At 73.6% G+C, this 15,300-nt stretch carries 15 protein-coding genes, 1 pseudogene and 1 riboswitch; of the genes and pseudogenes, 7 read left to right on the plus strand and 9 right to left on the minus strand.

Going from position 1 to position 15,300, the window contains the following annotated elements; genetic code table 11:
* Positions 1 to 113: 113 nt before the first annotated feature.
* The 4 genes from HMPREF3099_RS06330 to nadE all read right to left on the minus strand — a co-directional run bounded on the left by HMPREF3099_RS06330 (position 114) and on the right by nadE (position 2,421).
* Positions 114 to 302, minus strand: a complete 189-nt coding sequence (locus HMPREF3099_RS06330) for a VOC family protein (protein ID WP_070705213.1) — start codon at positions 300 to 302, stop codon at positions 114 to 116.
* Positions 303 to 420: 118 nt separating this feature from the next.
* Positions 421 to 753 carry a tetratricopeptide repeat protein gene (locus tag HMPREF3099_RS06335; protein ID WP_070705214.1) on the minus strand — a complete coding sequence of 111 codons (333 nt, stop codon included), beginning with the start codon at positions 751 to 753 and terminating at the stop codon, positions 421 to 423.
* Positions 750 to 1,577, minus strand: coding sequence for an SDR family NAD(P)-dependent oxidoreductase (locus HMPREF3099_RS06340; protein ID WP_070705215.1), 828 nt, complete (start codon positions 1,575 to 1,577; stop codon positions 750 to 752). Before HMPREF3099_RS06340 ends, HMPREF3099_RS06335 begins: the two co-directional genes overlap by 4 nt.
* Before the next feature lies 1 nt (position 1,578).
* Positions 1,579 to 2,421: an ammonia-dependent NAD(+) synthetase gene (gene nadE, locus HMPREF3099_RS06345; RefSeq protein ID WP_070705216.1), complete on the minus strand. Its 843-nt coding sequence runs from the start codon at positions 2,419 to 2,421 to the stop codon at positions 1,579 to 1,581.
* Positions 2,422 to 2,460: 39 nt separating this feature from the next.
* Here nadE and HMPREF3099_RS06350 point away from each other — a divergent pair, with 39 nt between their 5' ends.
* The gene (locus HMPREF3099_RS06350) at positions 2,461 to 2,925 is read left to right on the plus strand and encodes an SRPBCC family protein (protein ID WP_070705217.1); all 465 of its coding nucleotides are present in this window, start codon (positions 2,461 to 2,463) and stop codon (positions 2,923 to 2,925) included.
* Between the two features lie 50 nt (positions 2,926 to 2,975).
* Here the strand turns inward: HMPREF3099_RS06350 and HMPREF3099_RS06355 are convergent, their stop codons facing one another.
* Entirely contained in the window at positions 2,976 to 3,611 is a 636-nt protein-coding gene (locus tag HMPREF3099_RS06355) for a vitamin K epoxide reductase family protein (protein WP_070705218.1), read from the minus strand.
* Positions 3,612 to 3,749: 138 nt separating this feature from the next.
* On the opposite strand from HMPREF3099_RS06355, the gene HMPREF3099_RS06360 reads away from it, so the two are divergent.
* On the plus strand, positions 3,750 to 5,033 hold the full coding sequence (locus HMPREF3099_RS06360; RefSeq protein WP_083323558.1) for an MFS transporter: 1,284 nt from the start codon (positions 3,750 to 3,752) through the stop codon (positions 5,031 to 5,033).
* A gap of 101 nt (positions 5,034 to 5,134) precedes the next feature.
* Here HMPREF3099_RS06360 and HMPREF3099_RS06365 read toward each other — a convergent pair whose 3' ends face one another.
* Positions 5,135 to 6,667, minus strand: coding sequence for an alanine/glycine:cation symporter family protein (locus tag HMPREF3099_RS06365; RefSeq protein WP_070705219.1), 1,533 nt, complete (start codon positions 6,665 to 6,667; stop codon positions 5,135 to 5,137).
* A gap of 199 nt (positions 6,668 to 6,866) precedes the next feature.
* Between HMPREF3099_RS06365 and ald the strand changes: the two genes are divergently transcribed.
* The 3 genes and pseudogenes from ald to HMPREF3099_RS06380 form a co-directional block, all read left to right on the plus strand.
* Positions 6,867 to 7,934, plus strand: coding sequence for an alanine dehydrogenase (gene ald / locus HMPREF3099_RS06370; RefSeq protein WP_371327512.1), 1,068 nt, complete (start codon positions 6,867 to 6,869; stop codon positions 7,932 to 7,934).
* Between the two features lie 229 nt (positions 7,935 to 8,163).
* Positions 8,164 to 9,228 carry an endonuclease/exonuclease/phosphatase family protein gene (locus HMPREF3099_RS06375; RefSeq protein WP_237769772.1) on the plus strand — a complete coding sequence of 355 codons (1,065 nt, stop codon included), beginning with the start codon at positions 8,164 to 8,166 and terminating at the stop codon, positions 9,226 to 9,228.
* 187 nt (positions 9,229 to 9,415) lie between these two features.
* Positions 9,416 to 10,794 (plus strand): annotated as a pseudogene (locus tag HMPREF3099_RS06380) (ATP-binding cassette domain-containing protein); the annotation flags it as partial.
* A 152-nt stretch (positions 10,795 to 10,946) separates the two neighbouring features.
* Here HMPREF3099_RS06380 and thiD read toward each other — a convergent pair.
* The 3 genes from thiD to HMPREF3099_RS06395 form a co-directional block, all read right to left on the minus strand.
* A complete protein-coding gene (gene thiD, locus HMPREF3099_RS06385; protein WP_237769773.1) occupies positions 10,947 to 11,780 on the minus strand; it encodes a bifunctional hydroxymethylpyrimidine kinase/phosphomethylpyrimidine kinase in 834 nt (277 codons plus the stop codon).
* Positions 11,777 to 12,481 carry a thiamine phosphate synthase gene (gene thiE / locus HMPREF3099_RS06390; RefSeq protein WP_237769774.1) on the minus strand — a complete coding sequence of 235 codons (705 nt, stop codon included), beginning with the start codon at positions 12,479 to 12,481 and terminating at the stop codon, positions 11,777 to 11,779. Before thiE ends, thiD begins: the two co-directional genes overlap by 4 nt.
* Positions 12,472 to 12,564, minus strand: a riboswitch (TPP riboswitch). Its footprint overlaps the gene before it by 10 nt.
* Before the next feature lie 457 nt (positions 12,565 to 13,021).
* Complete coding sequence (locus HMPREF3099_RS06395) at positions 13,022 to 13,459, minus strand: SRPBCC family protein (RefSeq protein WP_141495056.1); 438 nt, start codon at positions 13,457 to 13,459, stop codon at positions 13,022 to 13,024.
* A 123-nt stretch (positions 13,460 to 13,582) separates the two neighbouring features.
* On the opposite strand from HMPREF3099_RS06395, the gene HMPREF3099_RS06400 reads away from it, so the two are divergent.
* Both HMPREF3099_RS06400 and HMPREF3099_RS06405 read left to right on the plus strand, forming a co-directional pair.
* Complete coding sequence (locus HMPREF3099_RS06400; RefSeq protein WP_070705222.1) at positions 13,583 to 14,170, plus strand: maleylpyruvate isomerase family mycothiol-dependent enzyme; 588 nt, start codon at positions 13,583 to 13,585, stop codon at positions 14,168 to 14,170.
* A 41-nt stretch (positions 14,171 to 14,211) separates the two neighbouring features.
* Positions 14,212 to 15,300 (plus strand): sensor histidine kinase (locus HMPREF3099_RS06405; RefSeq protein WP_070705223.1); only part of this gene is annotated, 1,089 nt, incomplete at its 3' end.

The following is a 15,300-nucleotide window of genomic DNA, read 5'->3' on the forward strand; positions in this document are numbered from 1 at the left end:
GGGGTGGGCAGACACGGGCACGCCCGGACCAACCGAGGGTCCGGGCGTGCCATTCCGCCGCGGTGGGGCGGGGTGGGTCACACCGTCGGGCGCGACCGCTGGGGTCGGGTCGCTCAGGCGGCGTCGTCGCCGGAGAGGGAGACCTGCAGGTTGTTGCCCTGCACGTACTCGCCGGGCAGGTCCATGCCGGCGTCCTTGAAGGTCATGATCTGCGGCTCGGCGCCGAAGGCCTCACCGTGGAAGCGCATGGCCTCCTCGGCGTTGCCGTCGAAGGTGATGTACGGGTTGAGCTCGGTGGCCACGGGGCCCGCCTGAGGGAGACTGGATGTCAACGGCGTTCACGCCAGGACCCGCACCGTGCGGCGACAGGCCCCCGGAGCGTGACGCGCCACCCACTTCTGCGAGGGGGATGGAGCCGCCTCAGAGGTCCTGCCCGAGGACCCGCGCCCGCTCCAGGTAGGGCGCCGCCTCGGCGTCGCGCCCCTGCCGCTCCAGCGAACGGGCCAGCAGCACCGCGGCATAGGAGTCCTCGGGCCGCTCGGCCAGCATCTCCCGGGCCATGTTCTCCGCCCGCGTGAGCTGCGCGGAGTGGAAGTACGCGCGCGCCAGCAGCAGCCGCACCTCGGCCAGGCCGTGCACCGCGTCGGCCGTTCCCAGCAGGGTCTCTGCCTCCACGGCGGCCTCGCGGTAGAGCTTCTGCTCGAAGAGGAACTGCGCCCGGCGGAAGCGCTCGTAGTCGTCCAGCTCGGTCATCGGCGCTCCAGCAGGCTCTGCATCCTGCGGGTGATGAGGTCGGCCGCCCACCGCGGGGCGATGCGGCTCGCACGGTCCACGAACCTCGCGTCCTTCCCGATGACCACGCGGAAGGCCCCCTCCTCCAGGGCGCGCAGGATCACCTCGGCCGCGTCGGGTGCGCTGGTGCGGGGGAAGGACGACGCCTCGGCCGCCGCGGGGTCGTCCGCCGCCGCCCCCACGGACACCCCGGAGTTGTCCGCGATGCCGGTCTCCACCGCCCCGGGGAAGGCGACGGTCACCGCCACCGGCCCGTCCTTGAGCTCGCAGTACAGCGCCTCGGTGAACAACTTCACCGCCGCCTTGCTCGCGCCGTACGCGGCCTGCCCCGGCACCGGGGTGAGCGCCCCCATGCTCGAGACGTTGAGCACCGCCGCCTCGGGGCGGGCCTGCAGGTGCGGCAGGAAGGCCTGGCAGGTGTTGACCACGCCCCAGAAGTTCACGTCCACCACGCGCCGCACGTCCTCGACGGCCAGCTCCCCGACGGTGACGAACGGCTGGATGACGCCGGCCACGTTGAGCAGGCCGTCCACCGCGCCGTGCTCGGCCACCACGGCCTCGGGCAGCGCCTCCACGGCAGCCCGGTCGGTGACGTCCACGGCGTGGGTGCTCAGGAACTCCCCGGCCCCCTCGTTCACCGCCTCGGCGCGCGTGGCGGCCAGCCCCTCGGCGGAGCGGTCGACCGCGGCCACGCGGGCACCGGCGCGCAGCAGCCCCAGCACCACCTCGCGGCCGATGCCGTCACCGCCGCCGGTGACGGCGAACACCTTTCCCTCGAGCTGCATCTCAGTCCTCCGTCCCGTGGTCGGTCCGCCACCAGGTGTGGAAGGGGGTGACGGGGGTGGTGCGCTTGTGCCGCGAGGTGCGCCACTTCTGCTCGATGCGCTCGGCCACCTCGGCGGGCACCTCCTCGCCCTGCAGGTAGGCGTCGATGTGCGCGTAGGTCAGGCCCAGCTCGTCCTCGTCGGAGCGCAGCGGCTGGTCGTCGAGCAGGTCGGCCGTCGGCTCCTTGGCCCACAGCTGCTCCGGCGCGCCCAGGTGGCGGGCGATCTCGCGGTTCTGCCCCTTGTCGAGCCCGTACAGCGGCAGCACGTCGGCCCCGCCGTCGCCGAACTTCGTGAAGAACCCGGTGACGGACTCCGCGCCGTGGTCGGTGCCGATCACCAGCATCCGCCGCTCCCCCGCGATGGCGTACTGCGCCACCATGCGCAGGCGGGCCTTGACGTTGCCCTTGGAGAAGTCGCTGACCTGGCTGCCCAGCGCGCGGGCGTACTCGGCCTCGAAGGCGTCGGTGGCCGCCCCGATGTCGAAGGTGACCTCCTCGTCGGCGGCCACGAAGCGCATCGCCTCAGCGGCGTCGGCCTCGTCGGCCTGCACGTGGTGCGGCAGGCGCACGGCCACGAACACGGCCTCGCCGCCCTGCTCCCGGTGGCGCTCGGCTGCGAGCTGTGCCAACCGACCGGCCAGCGTGGAGTCCACCCCGCCGGAGATGCCGAGCACGAAGCCCTTCGTGCCCGTGGCCTGCAGGTAGTCGCGCAGGAACTCGACGCGGCGCTCCACCTCGCGCGCCGGGTCGATGGAGGGCTTGACGCCCATCTCGTCGATGATCACTCGCTGGAGATCGCGCATGAGGCCACCCTACGGCCGCAGGTGCGCCATGATGGCCACATGGCCCAGACCTTCCAGGTGACCCGTTCCGTCGAGATCTCCGCCTCCCCCGAGGAGGTGTTCCCGTACCTCAACGACCTGCACCTGTGGCAGCAGTGGTCGCCCTGGGAGGAGGTGGACCCCGACCTGCGCCGCTGCTACTCCGACCCGGCCAACGGCGTGGGCGCCACCTACGCGTGGGAGGGCAACCGCAAGGCCGGCAAGGGCGAGATGGAGATCACCCACTCCGAGGTGGGGCGCGTCAGCCTGGACCTGCGCTTCGAGAAGCCCTTCCACGCCGACAACCAGGTGGCGTTCACCCTGGCCCCCACCGCAGTGGGCACGCTGGTGACGTGGACGATGACGGGCACCCGCGGCCGCGTCATGGCCCTGGTCAACAAGGTGGCCGACTTCGACGCGATGATCGGCAGGGACTTCGAGAAGGGCCTGGGGCGCCTGAAGCGCGCCGTCGAGACCCGCCTCTGACGCCGTCTCCGGGGCCCTGCGCCCCCCCTCGTGCGTGGGCCGGCGGGTGCTCAGAGGTCCATGAACTTGGGCAGGAAGACGGCCAGCACGGAGGCGATCACGGCCACGTAGTTGACCACCACGACCACCCAGGTCCACTCGCGGAAGAAGTGGCGCACCCCCTCGGACCCCGGCAGGAGACCGCGGGAGACCAGGGCGCCGGTGAGGCCCCAGAACATCGGGATGGTGGCCGCCCAGCAGACCATGCAGTAGATGCAGAGCTTCTCGATGTCGAACAGCGCCTGCGACCACAGCCACACGAGGAAGACCCCAGCCAGGGCCACCCCCACCCAGGTGGCCACCCAGTACCAGCGGGCGTAGCGGGCGCCGGCGAGCAGGCCCGTGCCGATGGCCACGACCAACGCGTAGCCCACGATGCCCAGCAACGGGTTGGGGAAGCCGAACAGCGCGGCCTGCGGGGTGGCCATGACGCTGCCGCAGCTGACCAGGGGGTTGATGTCGCACGAGGTGGAGGCCAGCGGGTTCTCGTAGAGGTGCACCCGCTCCAGCACGAGGACGGCCGCACCCACCCAGCCGACGAGGCCGGTGGTGGTCAGCAGCCAGCCAAGTGCGCGGTCGGTGGCCCAGCGGGGGGTGGTCACGACGACGCCGGCGTCGTCGACCTCGGCGTCGAGGCGTTCGCTCACGGCAGGATCCCTTCGTCACGTGGCCACGGATCGGCTTCCGCGGCCCCCTCATTGTGCGCCACCGCACACCACCCGCCCCGGGCGGGGAGGACCCCGGGGCGCGTACACCGCGAGTGAGGTTCGCCTACCCTTCACCCTGTGAGCCAGACCGCCCTGCACGAGATCCCCGTCCACGCCGAGGCACGCGCCCGCACGGTGGGCGCTCCCCACCACCTGCCGGCCGTGGCGTCCCTGTACGTCACCCAGTACCTGGGGGTGGGCTTCCTCTCCACGGGACTGCTCGGCATCGCCCGCCAGCAGGGGCTCACCCTCACCGACCTGGCCCTCATCACCCAGCTGGGCATGGTCTGGGCCCTCAAGTTCCTCTGGGCGCCGGCCGTGGACCGCTGGGCACCGCCCGGCCGCGGCGGCCACTACCGCCGCTGGGTGATGTGGACCCAGCCGCTGGTGGTGCTGGGCATCCTGGCCATGCTGCCCTTCGGCGACCTCGGCACCGGCCTGGGCGGCCTGGGCGTGGTCGTGGGCCTCTACCTGCTGGTCTCGGCCACCCAGGACGTGGCCGTGGACGCCCTGGCCGCGCGGCTCTTCGCCTCGCAGGGACGCGGGCGCGTGAACGGCGTGGTCGTGGGCGCGCAGTGGCTGGGCACCCTGGTGGGCGGTGGGCTCGTGGTGGTGGTCTACGACCAGCTCGGGTGGACGCCGGCGGTGCTGCTGCTCGCCGCGGCCGCGGCTCTGCCCTACCTGTGGCTCCCTCGGCTCGACGAGACCTCCGGCCACCACACCGCTCCCCCGCAGCCGCTCCCCCTGGCCTCGCAGGCCCTCGGCGTGTTCCGCCAGCCCGGTGCCGTGCTCTGGGGGCTCGTGGTCGTGCCGCTGCTGCACATCGGCATCGGCGGGGCGTACTTCCTGCTGCAGCCCGCCCTGGTCGATACCGGGTGGTCGCTGAGCCGCGTGGGCGTGGTGCTCTCGGTGGTGGTGGCCGCCCCGGCGATGCTGGCCGGCCTGGCCGCCGGCCACCTGCTGGACCGCTGGGGCCGCCGCTCGGTGCTGCTGCTCACCGGGCTCGGCGGGGCGCTCTCTCTGCTGCCGCTGCTGCCGCTGGCCGCCGGGCACGCCCCGCTGGGTGGGACCGTGGCCGCGCTCACCGGGTTCGTGGTGCTCAACGCCGTGGCCAACGCGCTGGTCTACACGGTGAGCATGGACCTCGCGCGCCCCGACAGCGCCGGCGGCGACGTCACGCTGCTGGCCTCGCTGGCGATGGTCGTGTACTTCGTGGGCGGCGGCGCCCTGCTCGCCCTGGCCGACTCCCTGGGCTACACCGCCGTGCTCGGCATCTCCGGCGCGTTCTACCTGGCCGCCACCGTGGCCGGCCTGCTCTTCCTGCGCCGCCGCCCGGACGTGGCCGCGGCGCGCGCCGACTGAGCCCGTCCCCATCGACCGGCCGGCCCACCCCGACCAGCCCCCTCGACGCGACGACGCCCGGCCCCCTGGGGGACCGGGCGTCGTCGGTGGTGCCGGACGGCTCAGCGCAGGCCGGCGGAGTGGGCACCGTCGGTGCCGGTCACGACCGCCTCGCCCTGGCCGTCGCGGACGCGACCCTCGACGCGGTCCACCCAGAAGTCGGCGTTCGTGATGCCGATCTCCCGCGGGTCGAACTGCGGGTCGCGGCCCTCCTTGAGCTGGCGCTGGTAGTCCTTCAGCGCCTTCACCGCCGGGCCCTGCAGGATGAGGATGGCGATGATGTTGAGCCACGCCATGAGGCCCACGCCGATGTCACCCAGGGTCCACGCGTCGGCGGCCGACTGCACGGCGCCGTAGGCGGTGGCCAGCAGGATGGCCAGCTGCACCAGACGCACGGCCACCGCACGCGTGAGCGGGTTGGACCGACGGAACAGGTAGGTCACGTTGGTCTCGGCCATGTAGTAGTAGGCCACGATCGTGGTGAACGCGAAGAACAGCAGCGCGATGGCCACGAACGAGCCGCCCAGGCCGTGGAACACGGTGTCCAGCGCGGCCTGCGTGTAGGTGGGGCCGGCCTCGGCACCGTGCACCTCGGCCGGGCCCTCCAGGAGCAGGGCCTTGTCGTTCTTCTCGTCGAAGACCTCGTACATGCCCGTGGACAGGATCATGAACGCGGTGGCCGAGCAGACGAACAGGGTGTCGATGTAGACCGCGAAGGACTGAGCCAGACCCTGCTTGGCCGGGTGCGAGACCTCGGCCGCCGCGGCGGCGTGCGGGCCTGTGCCCTGACCGGCCTCGTTGGAGTAGATGCCGCGCTTCACACCCCAGGCGATGGTGGCACCGAGGATGCCGCCCAGCGCCGAGTCCGTGCCGAAGGCGCTGGAGAAGATCAGCTGGAAGACGTGCGGGACCTCCGAGAAGTTGACCACCAGCACGATGAGGGCCAGCAGGATGTAGCCCACGGCCATGAACGGCACGACCATGGAGGCGAAGGTGGCGATGCGCTTGATGCCGCCGACCACGATGAAGGCCAGCGCGATGACCACGATGATGGCCACCCACAGCGGGTCGACGCCCCAGGCGCTGTTCATGGCCTCGGCGATGCCGTTGGACTGCACGCCCGGCATGAACAGGCCCATGGCCAGCACCGAGACGATGGCGAAGAGGATGCCGTACCAGCGCTGCCCCAGGCCCTTCTCGATGTAGTAGGCCGGGCCACCGCGGTACTCGCCGGAGTCGTCGCGCTCCTTGTAGATCTGGCCCAGCGTGGACTCGATGAACGAGGTGGAGGCGCCGAGGAAGGCCACCACCCACATCCAGAAGACGGCGCCGGGGCCACCCATGGCGATGGCGGTGGCCACACCGGCGATGTTTCCGGTGCCCACGCGGCCGGACAGCGAGATGGCCAGCGCCTGGAAGGACGAGACGCCCGAGGCGGACTCCTCGCCGTGCAGGATCTCGTGGACCATGCGGCCGATGAGGCGCACCTGCGGGAAGAGCAGGCGCGCGGAGAAGTAGAGGCCGGCGGCGAGGCAGAGCCACACCAGCCACTGGGACCAGACGATGTCGTAGATCGCCGTCAGGGTTTCGGACATGGGGAACCTTTCGGAGGACAGCCGGGTGGGCTGGGTCTCCCCGAACGCTAGGCGCCCACCGGGGCCAGTGCGATGACCGTTCGACAACGGATCTGCAACGATTCGGCAAAGGGAGCCGACCGGGCCCCGTGACCGCGAAGGAGGCGACATGCGCATCGGCGTGCCGACAGAGGTGAAGAACAACGAGTTCCGGGTGGGGATGACCCCGGTGGGCGTGCGCGAGCTGACGCAGCGCGGGCACGAGGTGCTGGTGCAGGCCGGTGCCGGCCTGGGCAGCGCCGTCACCGACGAGGAGTACGCGGCCCAGGGTGCCCGCATCGTGGAGTCCGCGGACGACGTGTGGGGCGAGGCCGAGATGGTGGTCAAGGTCAAGGAGCCGGTGGCCGAGGAGTACCACCGCCTGCGCGACGGCCTGACCCTGTTCACCTACCTGCACCTGGCCGCCGAGCCGGAGCTCACGAAGGCGCTGCTCGAGGCGGGCACCACCTCCATCGCGTACGAGACCGTGCAGCGCACCGACCGCTCGCTGCCGCTGCTCTACCCCATGAGCGAGGTGGCCGGCTGCCTCGCGCCGCAGGTGGGCGCGGCCTCCCTGCTCAAGGCCCGCGGCGGACGCGGCGTGCTCATGGGCGGCGTCGGCGGCGTGGCCGGGGCCAAGGTGGCCGTGCTGGGTGCCGGCACCGCGGGGCAGAACGCGGCCAACATCGCGATGGGGATGGGCGCCGACGTCACGCTGCTCGACATCGACCTGGAGAAGCTCCGCATGAGCTTCTGGCGCTACGGCAACCGGGTGCACGGCATCGCCAGCTCCGCGTTGGCCATCGAGGAGGCCGTGACCCGGGCCGACCTGGTGATCGGCTCGGTGCTCATCCCCGGTGCGGCGGCGCCCAAGCTGGTGACCAATGACCTCGTGGCCCAGATGAAGCCCGGCTCGGTGCTGGTGGACATCGCCATCGACCAGGGCGGCTGCTTCGAGGACTCCCACCCCACCACGCACGACGACCCCACCTTCGAGGTGCACGACTCGGTGTTCTACTGCGTGGCCAACATGCCCGGCGCCGTGCCGGTGACCTCCACGCAGGCGCTCACCAACGCGACCCTGCCGTACACACTGCGTCTGGCCGATGCCGGGTGGCGCGACGCGCTGCGGGCCGACGAGGCGCTGGCCAAGGGCCTGTCCACGCACGGCGGGACGCTGTACTCGGCGCCGGTGGGTGAGGCGCTGGGCATCGAGAGCCAGGACGTGGCCGCGGCGCTGGCCGGCTGAGGCGGGGCGCCGGCGGGGGGGTCAGCTCGCACCGCACAAAGGTCCGCCTGTGGTCCGGAGGTCCGGGTTTCCGGACGCACCTCTGGACCACAGGCGGATCTCTGCGTGTGGGCGAGGCAGGCACGAACTCACCCCCGGGCCGCCACCGGCCGGTTGCCTCGGGTTCACGGCACGTTCTCCCGTGCCGCCTACCGTGCCGGCGTCCTGCACCCCTCACCCGGGAGCCCTCGTGTCCCGCACCCCTGCCCTCTCCCGCCGCGCCGCCCTCGCGATGGGTGGCACCGCAGCCCTCGCCGCGGCCGCCCCGGCACACGCCGCCAAGCCGACCACCCTGCGGGTGCTGGCCATGAACATCTGGTTCGGCGGCACCGCCGTGCCCGGTGGACGCGCGCTCGTGGCCGAGGCCATCCGCCGCACCAAGGCCGACGTCGTCCTGCTCTCGGAGTCCGGCGACGCCACCGCCGACCTCGCCGCCACCCTCTCGGCCGGCGGCCAGCGCTGGCACCACGCCTCCAGCTCCGACACCGGAGTGCTCTCGCGCTTCCCCATCGTGGACAGCGCGGTGATGCCCTTCGTCACCAAGGCCGTGATCGACCTCGGCGGCCGACAGGTGGCCGCATACGCCGCACACCTGGAGTACCGCTGGTACGCCACCTACCTGCCCCGCGGCTACGGCGCGGGCGTGCCCAGCGGCCCCTACTCCGGCTGGGACCTGCTGCCCGGCGGGCCCGTGACCGATGCCGGGACCGTGCTGGACGTGAACGCCGCCTCGGGCCGCCCGCAGGTGATCGCCGACGTCATCGCCGACGCGCGGGCCGAGCAGGTGCGGCGCCGTGCCGTGCTCATCGGCGGTGACTTCAACGAGCCGTCCCTGCTGGACTGGACCCGCGCCGCCGCGACCACGCAGGACCACCAGGGCCTGGTGGTGCCGTGGCAGTCCACCGCCCTGCTGCGCGAGGCCGGCTACGTGGACGCCTACCGCGCCATGTACCCGAACCCGGTCACCCACCCGGGCACCACGTGGCCCATCAGCAACGAGGCCGTGGGCACCGACCAGCTCACCTGGGCTCCCGAGGCCGACGAGCGCGACCGCATCGACTACGTGTTCGCCTCCCCCACTGCCGGGCTGCGCCTGCTCGATGCCGGACGCGTGGGCACCGGGCGCACCATCGTGCGCAACCAGCGCGTGGCCGAGCGCACCGACGACTACCGCGCCCTGTTCAGCGACTGGCCCACCGACCACCAGGCGGTGCTGGCCACCTACCGCGTGGCCGGGGCGCCTGCACGCGGCTGACGGGCGCGAACGCACACAGATCCGCCTGCGACCCAGATGTCCGGGTTCCCGGGCGCACCTCTGAACCGCAGGCGGATCTCTGCGTGTGGGGCGGCGGCGTGGTTCCGGCAACCCGGCGCGGGCCCCCCGTCTTTTCGCCCGGGAAAAGCGGTCGTGACGGCCGGCCGGTGGCCGGTACGGTCCGGGCATGCCGCACCTGGAGGTCCACGACATCGAGTACTGGCTGCCGGACGGGCGGCCGCTGCTGGGGGCGTCTCGTTCCGGGTGGGGGACCGGCAGCGGGTGGCTCTGGTGGGGCCCAACGGCACGGGCAAGACGACGCTGCTGCGCATCATCTCCGGCGAGCTGGCCGCGGAGGGCAACGTCACCGCATCGGGCAGCGTGGCGCTGATGCCGCAGTTCATCGGGCGGGTGCGGGACGAGTCGACCGTGCGGGACCTGCTGGTGCGCTCGGCGCCGCCGCGGATCCGGGCAGCGGCCGAGGCCGTGGACGCCGCCGAGCTGCGCCTCATGGAGACCGACGACGAACCGGCCCAGATGGCGTACGCCCAGGCGCTGGCGGACTGGGGCGACGCCGGCGGGTACGACTACGAGACCCAGGTGTGGGACGAGGTGGCCCAGGCCGCGCTCGGCGTGACCTTCGAGCGGGCGCAGAACCGGGCGGCCGCCACCCTCTCCGGGGGTGAGCAGAAGCGGCTCGTGCTGGAGGCGCTGCTCCGCGGACCGGCCGAGATCCTGCTGCTCGACGAGCCGGACAACTACCTCGACGTGCCGGGCAAGCGCTGGCTGGAGGAGCGGCTGGCCGGGTGCGGCAAGTCGGTGCTGCTCATCAGCCACGACCGCGAGCTGCTCAGCCAGGTGGCCACCCACGTGGTGACCCTGGAGCCGCACGCCGCCGGGGCCAGCGCGTGGACGCACGCCGGGTCGTTCAGCGGCTGGCACGAGGCCCGCGAGGCGCGCAACGCCGCCCTGGAGGAGCGCCTGCGCCGGTGGGAGGAGGAGCACGCCAAGCTCAAGGCGCTGGTGCTGCGGCTCAAGGTGAAGGCCGAGTACAACGACGGCATGGCGCCCCGGTACCGCGCGGCACAGACGCGCCTGGCGAAGTTCGAGGAGGCCGGACCGCCGGAGAAGCTCGCCGCCACGCAGAACGTGCGCATGCGGCTGCGCGGTGGGCGCACGGCCAAGCGCGCCGTGGTGACCGAGGGGCTGGAGCTGCGCGTGCCTGCGCTCGAGGGTGGCGGCGCCGCGACGCTCATGGAGCCGTTCGACCTGGAGGTCTGGTTCGGCGAGCGCGTGGCCGTGCTGGGGTCCAACGGGTCGGGCAAGAGCCACTTCCTGCGCCTGCTGGCCGGTGGCGGGTCCGACCCCGAGCCCGAACACCGCCCGGTGGGCGACGTGGCCCCGCCGCCGGTGGACCACCGGGGCGTGGCCCGGCTGGGCTCCCGGGTGCGCCCCGGCTGGTTCGCCCAGACCCAGGACCACCCGGCGCTGACGGGGCGGACCCCACAGCGACCTCCGCACCCGTCGGCACGGCGAACTCCGCACCGGTGCCGAACTCAGGCCGCCGAGCACCCACTTCCGCACCGGTGCTGAACTCGACTGTCGAGATCGGCACCGGTGCGGTTCTCACGGCCGGGTGACGTCCGAGATCGGCACCGGTGCGGAGTTCGTGGCCGGCGATGCTCGAGATCGGCACCGGTGCGGAGCTCGCCGGCCGCTCAGTGCCAGAGGGCGTGGAAGTGGTGCACCGGCCCCGGCCCGGCCCCCACGTCGAGGGCGTCCGCGTGCTCCAGCGCGGCCGTCAGGTAAGCCTTGGCGTCGGCCACCGCATCGGTCCAGCCCGCCCGCTGCGGGCGCAACGCGGCTACCGCCGAGGAGAGCGTGCAGCCCGTGCCGTGGGTGTTGCGCGTGGCCACCCGAGGAGCGGTGAACTCCTCCGCCCCACCCGGCCCGGCCAGCACGTCGGTGCTCGCGGCGCCGTCCACGTGGCCGCCCTTGAGCAGCACCCGCGCCCCCAGCCGCTCGTGCAGCGCGGCAGCCATCGCCCGCTGTCCGGCCAGGTCGCGCGGCGGTTCGGCCCCGGCGAGCACCCCCGCCTCGGGACCGTTGGGCGTCACAAGGTCCACCACCGCAACCAGCCGGCGCACGGCCTCCACCGCGTCGGCGTCCAGCAGCCGTGATCCGGCCGTGCTCACCATCACCGGGTCGAGCACCACGGGGCAGTCCAGCCGGCGCACCACGTCGGCCACCGCATCGGCCACCGGCGCCGTGCCGAGCATGCCGATCTTCACCGCGTCCACGCGCACGTCCTCCAGCAGCGTGGCCAGCTGGTCGGTGACGAACCCCGCCGGCACGGGGTGTATGCCGGTGACCCCGCGGGTGCTCTGCGCCGTGAGCGAGGTGAGCACCGCGCAGCCGTAGGCCCCCAGGGCACTGAAGGTCTTGAGGTCGGCCTGCACACCCGCCCCGCCGGAGGGGTCCGAGCCCGCGACGGTGAGCACCACCGGCACGCGCGCGCTCCCCGCCCCTGCCGGGCCCCCGTGCGCGCTCACCGCCACAGCTCCCGGAACTCACGGGCCGCCGCGGCCACGTCCGGGGCCGCGCACAGCGCCCGCACCACCGCCACGCCCTCGGCCCCGCACCCACGCAGCTCGCCGATGTTCTGCGGGGTGATGCCGCCGATGGCCACGCCCGGCAGCTGGCTCGCCGCCCGCATCGCGCGGGCACCGTCGGGCCCGATGGCGGGGTCGTGCGCCACCTTGGTGGGGGTGGGCCACACCGGGCCGATGCCGATGTAGTCCACCGTGCCCGGCGGTAGGGCACTGGCGGCACGGGCCTGCTCCACTGAGTGCGTGGACAGCCCGACGAGCACGTCCGGCCCCACCGCCTCGCGGGTCTGCACCGGCGGGGTGTCGGTCTGGCCGATGTGCACCCCCTGCGCCCCGATGGCGTGCACCAGGTGGGCGCGGTCGTCCACCAGCAGCGGCACGCCGGTGCCCTCGAGCACCTCGCGGATCTCCTGCCCCAGGCGCACGAACGCGGCGTCGTCGAGGCGCTTCTCGCGCAGTTGCACGATGGTGACACCGCCGGCCACCGCATCGCGCACCACGGCGGGCACGCCACGCGCGCCGCAGCGGGCGGTGTCGGTGACGAGGTAGAGCGTGAGGTCCAATGCGGGGCGGCCGGGCACCGACGGGCGCGTGGGGGCGGGTGTGGCCGCGGGGTGCGGGGCCGGCTGGGCAGGGTGGTTCACGATGACGTCCCTCCGCTCGCGTGAACGAGATCAGGTTCCACGGGTGTGTTCTCAGCCCCGGTGGGGCACCCCGCGTCGTCGGCCACCCTAGGTGGTGGGGCGTCCCGCCCTCGGGTGGGTGTGTGGCCGGGGCGGGGCCGGGACAGGGCCGGGGCGGCACCCCTCCGGACGTGCTCACCTCCGGAAAGCTTTCAGATCCACCGCGCCGTCGTGGTGGTTCTGAAAGTTTTCCGGAGGGTGGGACGGCGGCACCCGGAGGTCTGCACGGAACCCGGAGGTCTGAGGCCGCTCGGGTGGGTCTGCTGCGGAGGTGGGCCCCATCGCCCCGCCGCACGGGAAAGGTGGCGCGGCACGGGAAGGGACGCCCCCGCACGGGAAGCTTCGCGTGCGGCCAGCACCTTTCGCGTGCGCAGTGAGTTTTCGCGTGCGACGGGCGGTGCGATGGGGGACGCGGCGGGGCGATGAGGCGAGGATGCCGGAGGGCGTGGGCGGGGCGATGCCGGAGCGGGCTTCCCCGCCCAGGCCCAACGACGTCCCCCCTCACGCCTGGCGGGCGCCGCGCATCATCCACGCGTGGTTGGCCCGCAGCACCGCCCGCGCACCGGGCACCCACAGCGCGTGCCGCAGCACCGGGTGCGCCAGCCGGCACCGCTGCCGCCACACGATGCGGCTGCCCCCGCCGCACGCCACCACGCGCACCTCGATCGTCCCCACCAGGTCGCCCGCGGACCGGGCCACCAGCCGGCGCCCCACCGGGTCCTCCACCACCCGCCGCAGCGAGAACCGCAGGGGCACCGGCAGCAGGCTGCGCACCACCATCGAGCCCGCGCCGTCCCCGGTCCGCCGCGCCGCCCGCGCCTGCGGCCACCACCCCGGGAAGCCCTCCGGAACCGCCCACCGCGCGTACACCGCTGCCGGAGCACCGGGTTCGGTCCACGAGTGGGTGAACACGAAGGGGCGGTCGGCAGGGCGGGGCACGTGCCCCATCGTGGTCCACGCACCGCGGCGCTCCCGCGTGCGGCCCCGACACCCCGACAGGCATGATGGCCCTGCGGACCCGGCACACCGCCGGCCCACCCGCCGCACACCACGGAGGTCACCATGAGTCTCGAGTCCGGCCTGCACGCGCGCTTCTCCCAGGCGTTCGCCGACGTGGCGGACAGGGTGACCGACTGGGACGCCCCCACCCCGGTCAAGGAGTGGACCGCCGGCGACGTCGTGGAGCACCTCATCGACTGGTACGAGTCCGTGCTGGAGAACTGGGTGGACATGGACCTGCCCGACCGCGACCCGCAGGCCGACCCCGCCACCGCCTGGCGCCAGCGCGCCGCCGACGTGCAGGAGCTGCTCGACGACAGCGAGCGCTCCACCATCGTGCTGGACGAGGGCCCGTTCGCCGGCCAGACGATCGCCGAGATGACCGGCGACCTGTACGTCTCGGACATCTACATGCACACCTGGGACCTGGCCCGCGCCGCCGGCGTGGAGCCCGACCTGGACCCCGACTACGCCGAGCAGATGCTGCAGGGCATGGAGCCGATCGAGCAGATGCTGCGCCAGTCCGGCCAGTACGGCCCGGCGGTGGAGACCGAGAGCGAGGACCCCGTGGAGCGCCTGATGGCCTTCATCGGCCGCGACCCCCAGTGGCGCCGCCCGGGCGCCCCGGAGGGTGGCGCCAGCCCGATGTGACCCGGCCGCCGGGATCCCGCCCCCTCGGGCAGGATGGCCCCGTGCCCGCCTGGACCCGCCGCGCCCCCGCACCGCACTTCCGCACCGCCACCGACCGGGCGGTGCGCCAGTTCGGCCTGTACACGCTGTTCTCGGTGGCGTTCGTGCTGGTCACCTTCCTGTTCCTGGGCGGCGCGGTGCTGTGGGTGGCCCTGCCCGCGCTGCGCTGGCTGACCCTGCCGGCCGTGGTGCTGATGCTGGTGTGCTCGGTGTGGATGGCGCGCGAGGCCCTGCCCCTCCAGGACGAGGGCGAGCTCACCGGCCCGCCGTGGGCCGCGGTGGCCGGCACCGTGGCCGCGGGCACCGTGCTCACCGCTGTCCCCGCCTGGGCGGCCGAGGAGCCCCGCATCCTGCCGATGATGGGCTACACGGCCATGTCGGTGGCGATGATGCTGGGCTTGGCCGTCCGCTGGCGGCTGGCCACCACGCTCACGTGTGTGCCGGCCCTGGCAGCGTGTCTGGCCCTGGCCGTCCGCGACCTGCGCCTGGTGCCCATGTCGGCCGTGGGCCTGGGCATTGGTCTGGGGACGGGGCTCTTCATCGGGTACTGCAGCGCGTGGGCCATGAGCGTGGTCCGGGCCCAGGCCCGCCACCACCGGGTGGCGGCCGACCTGGCCGTGGCCGAGGAGCGGCTGCGCTTCAGCCGCGACCTGCACGACGTGCTGGGCCGCACCCTCTCGGTGGTGGCGCTCAAGAGCGAGTTGGCCGGGGAGCTGGCGCGCCGGGGCGACGGGGAGGCCGCCGCCGCGGAGACCGACGCCGTGCGCCACCTCGCGCAGGAGGCCGCGGACGACCTCCGGGGCGTGGTGCGCGGCTACCGCCGCATGGACCCGGCCGCCGAGCTCGAGGGCGCGGTGGCCCTGCTGCGCTCGTCCGGGGCCGAGGTGCACGTCGAGGGCGCCGAGCACGTGGAGCACCACCCCGGCTGGCCGCCCGCCACCGCCGAGGCCGTGGGCTGGGTGCTGCGCGAGGGCGTCACCAACGTGCTGCGCCACTCCGACGCCCGCACCGTGCACCTGGCCGTGCGCCCGGGTGCCGGCGCGGTGACGCTGCAGCTGGTGAACGACCGCCCGCGGCAGGCCCCCACCGGC

Source organism: Kytococcus sp. HMSC28H12, assembly GCF_001816045.1.
GTDB classification, from domain to species: Bacteria; Actinomycetota; Actinomycetes; order Actinomycetales; family Dermatophilaceae; genus Kytococcus; species Kytococcus schroeteri.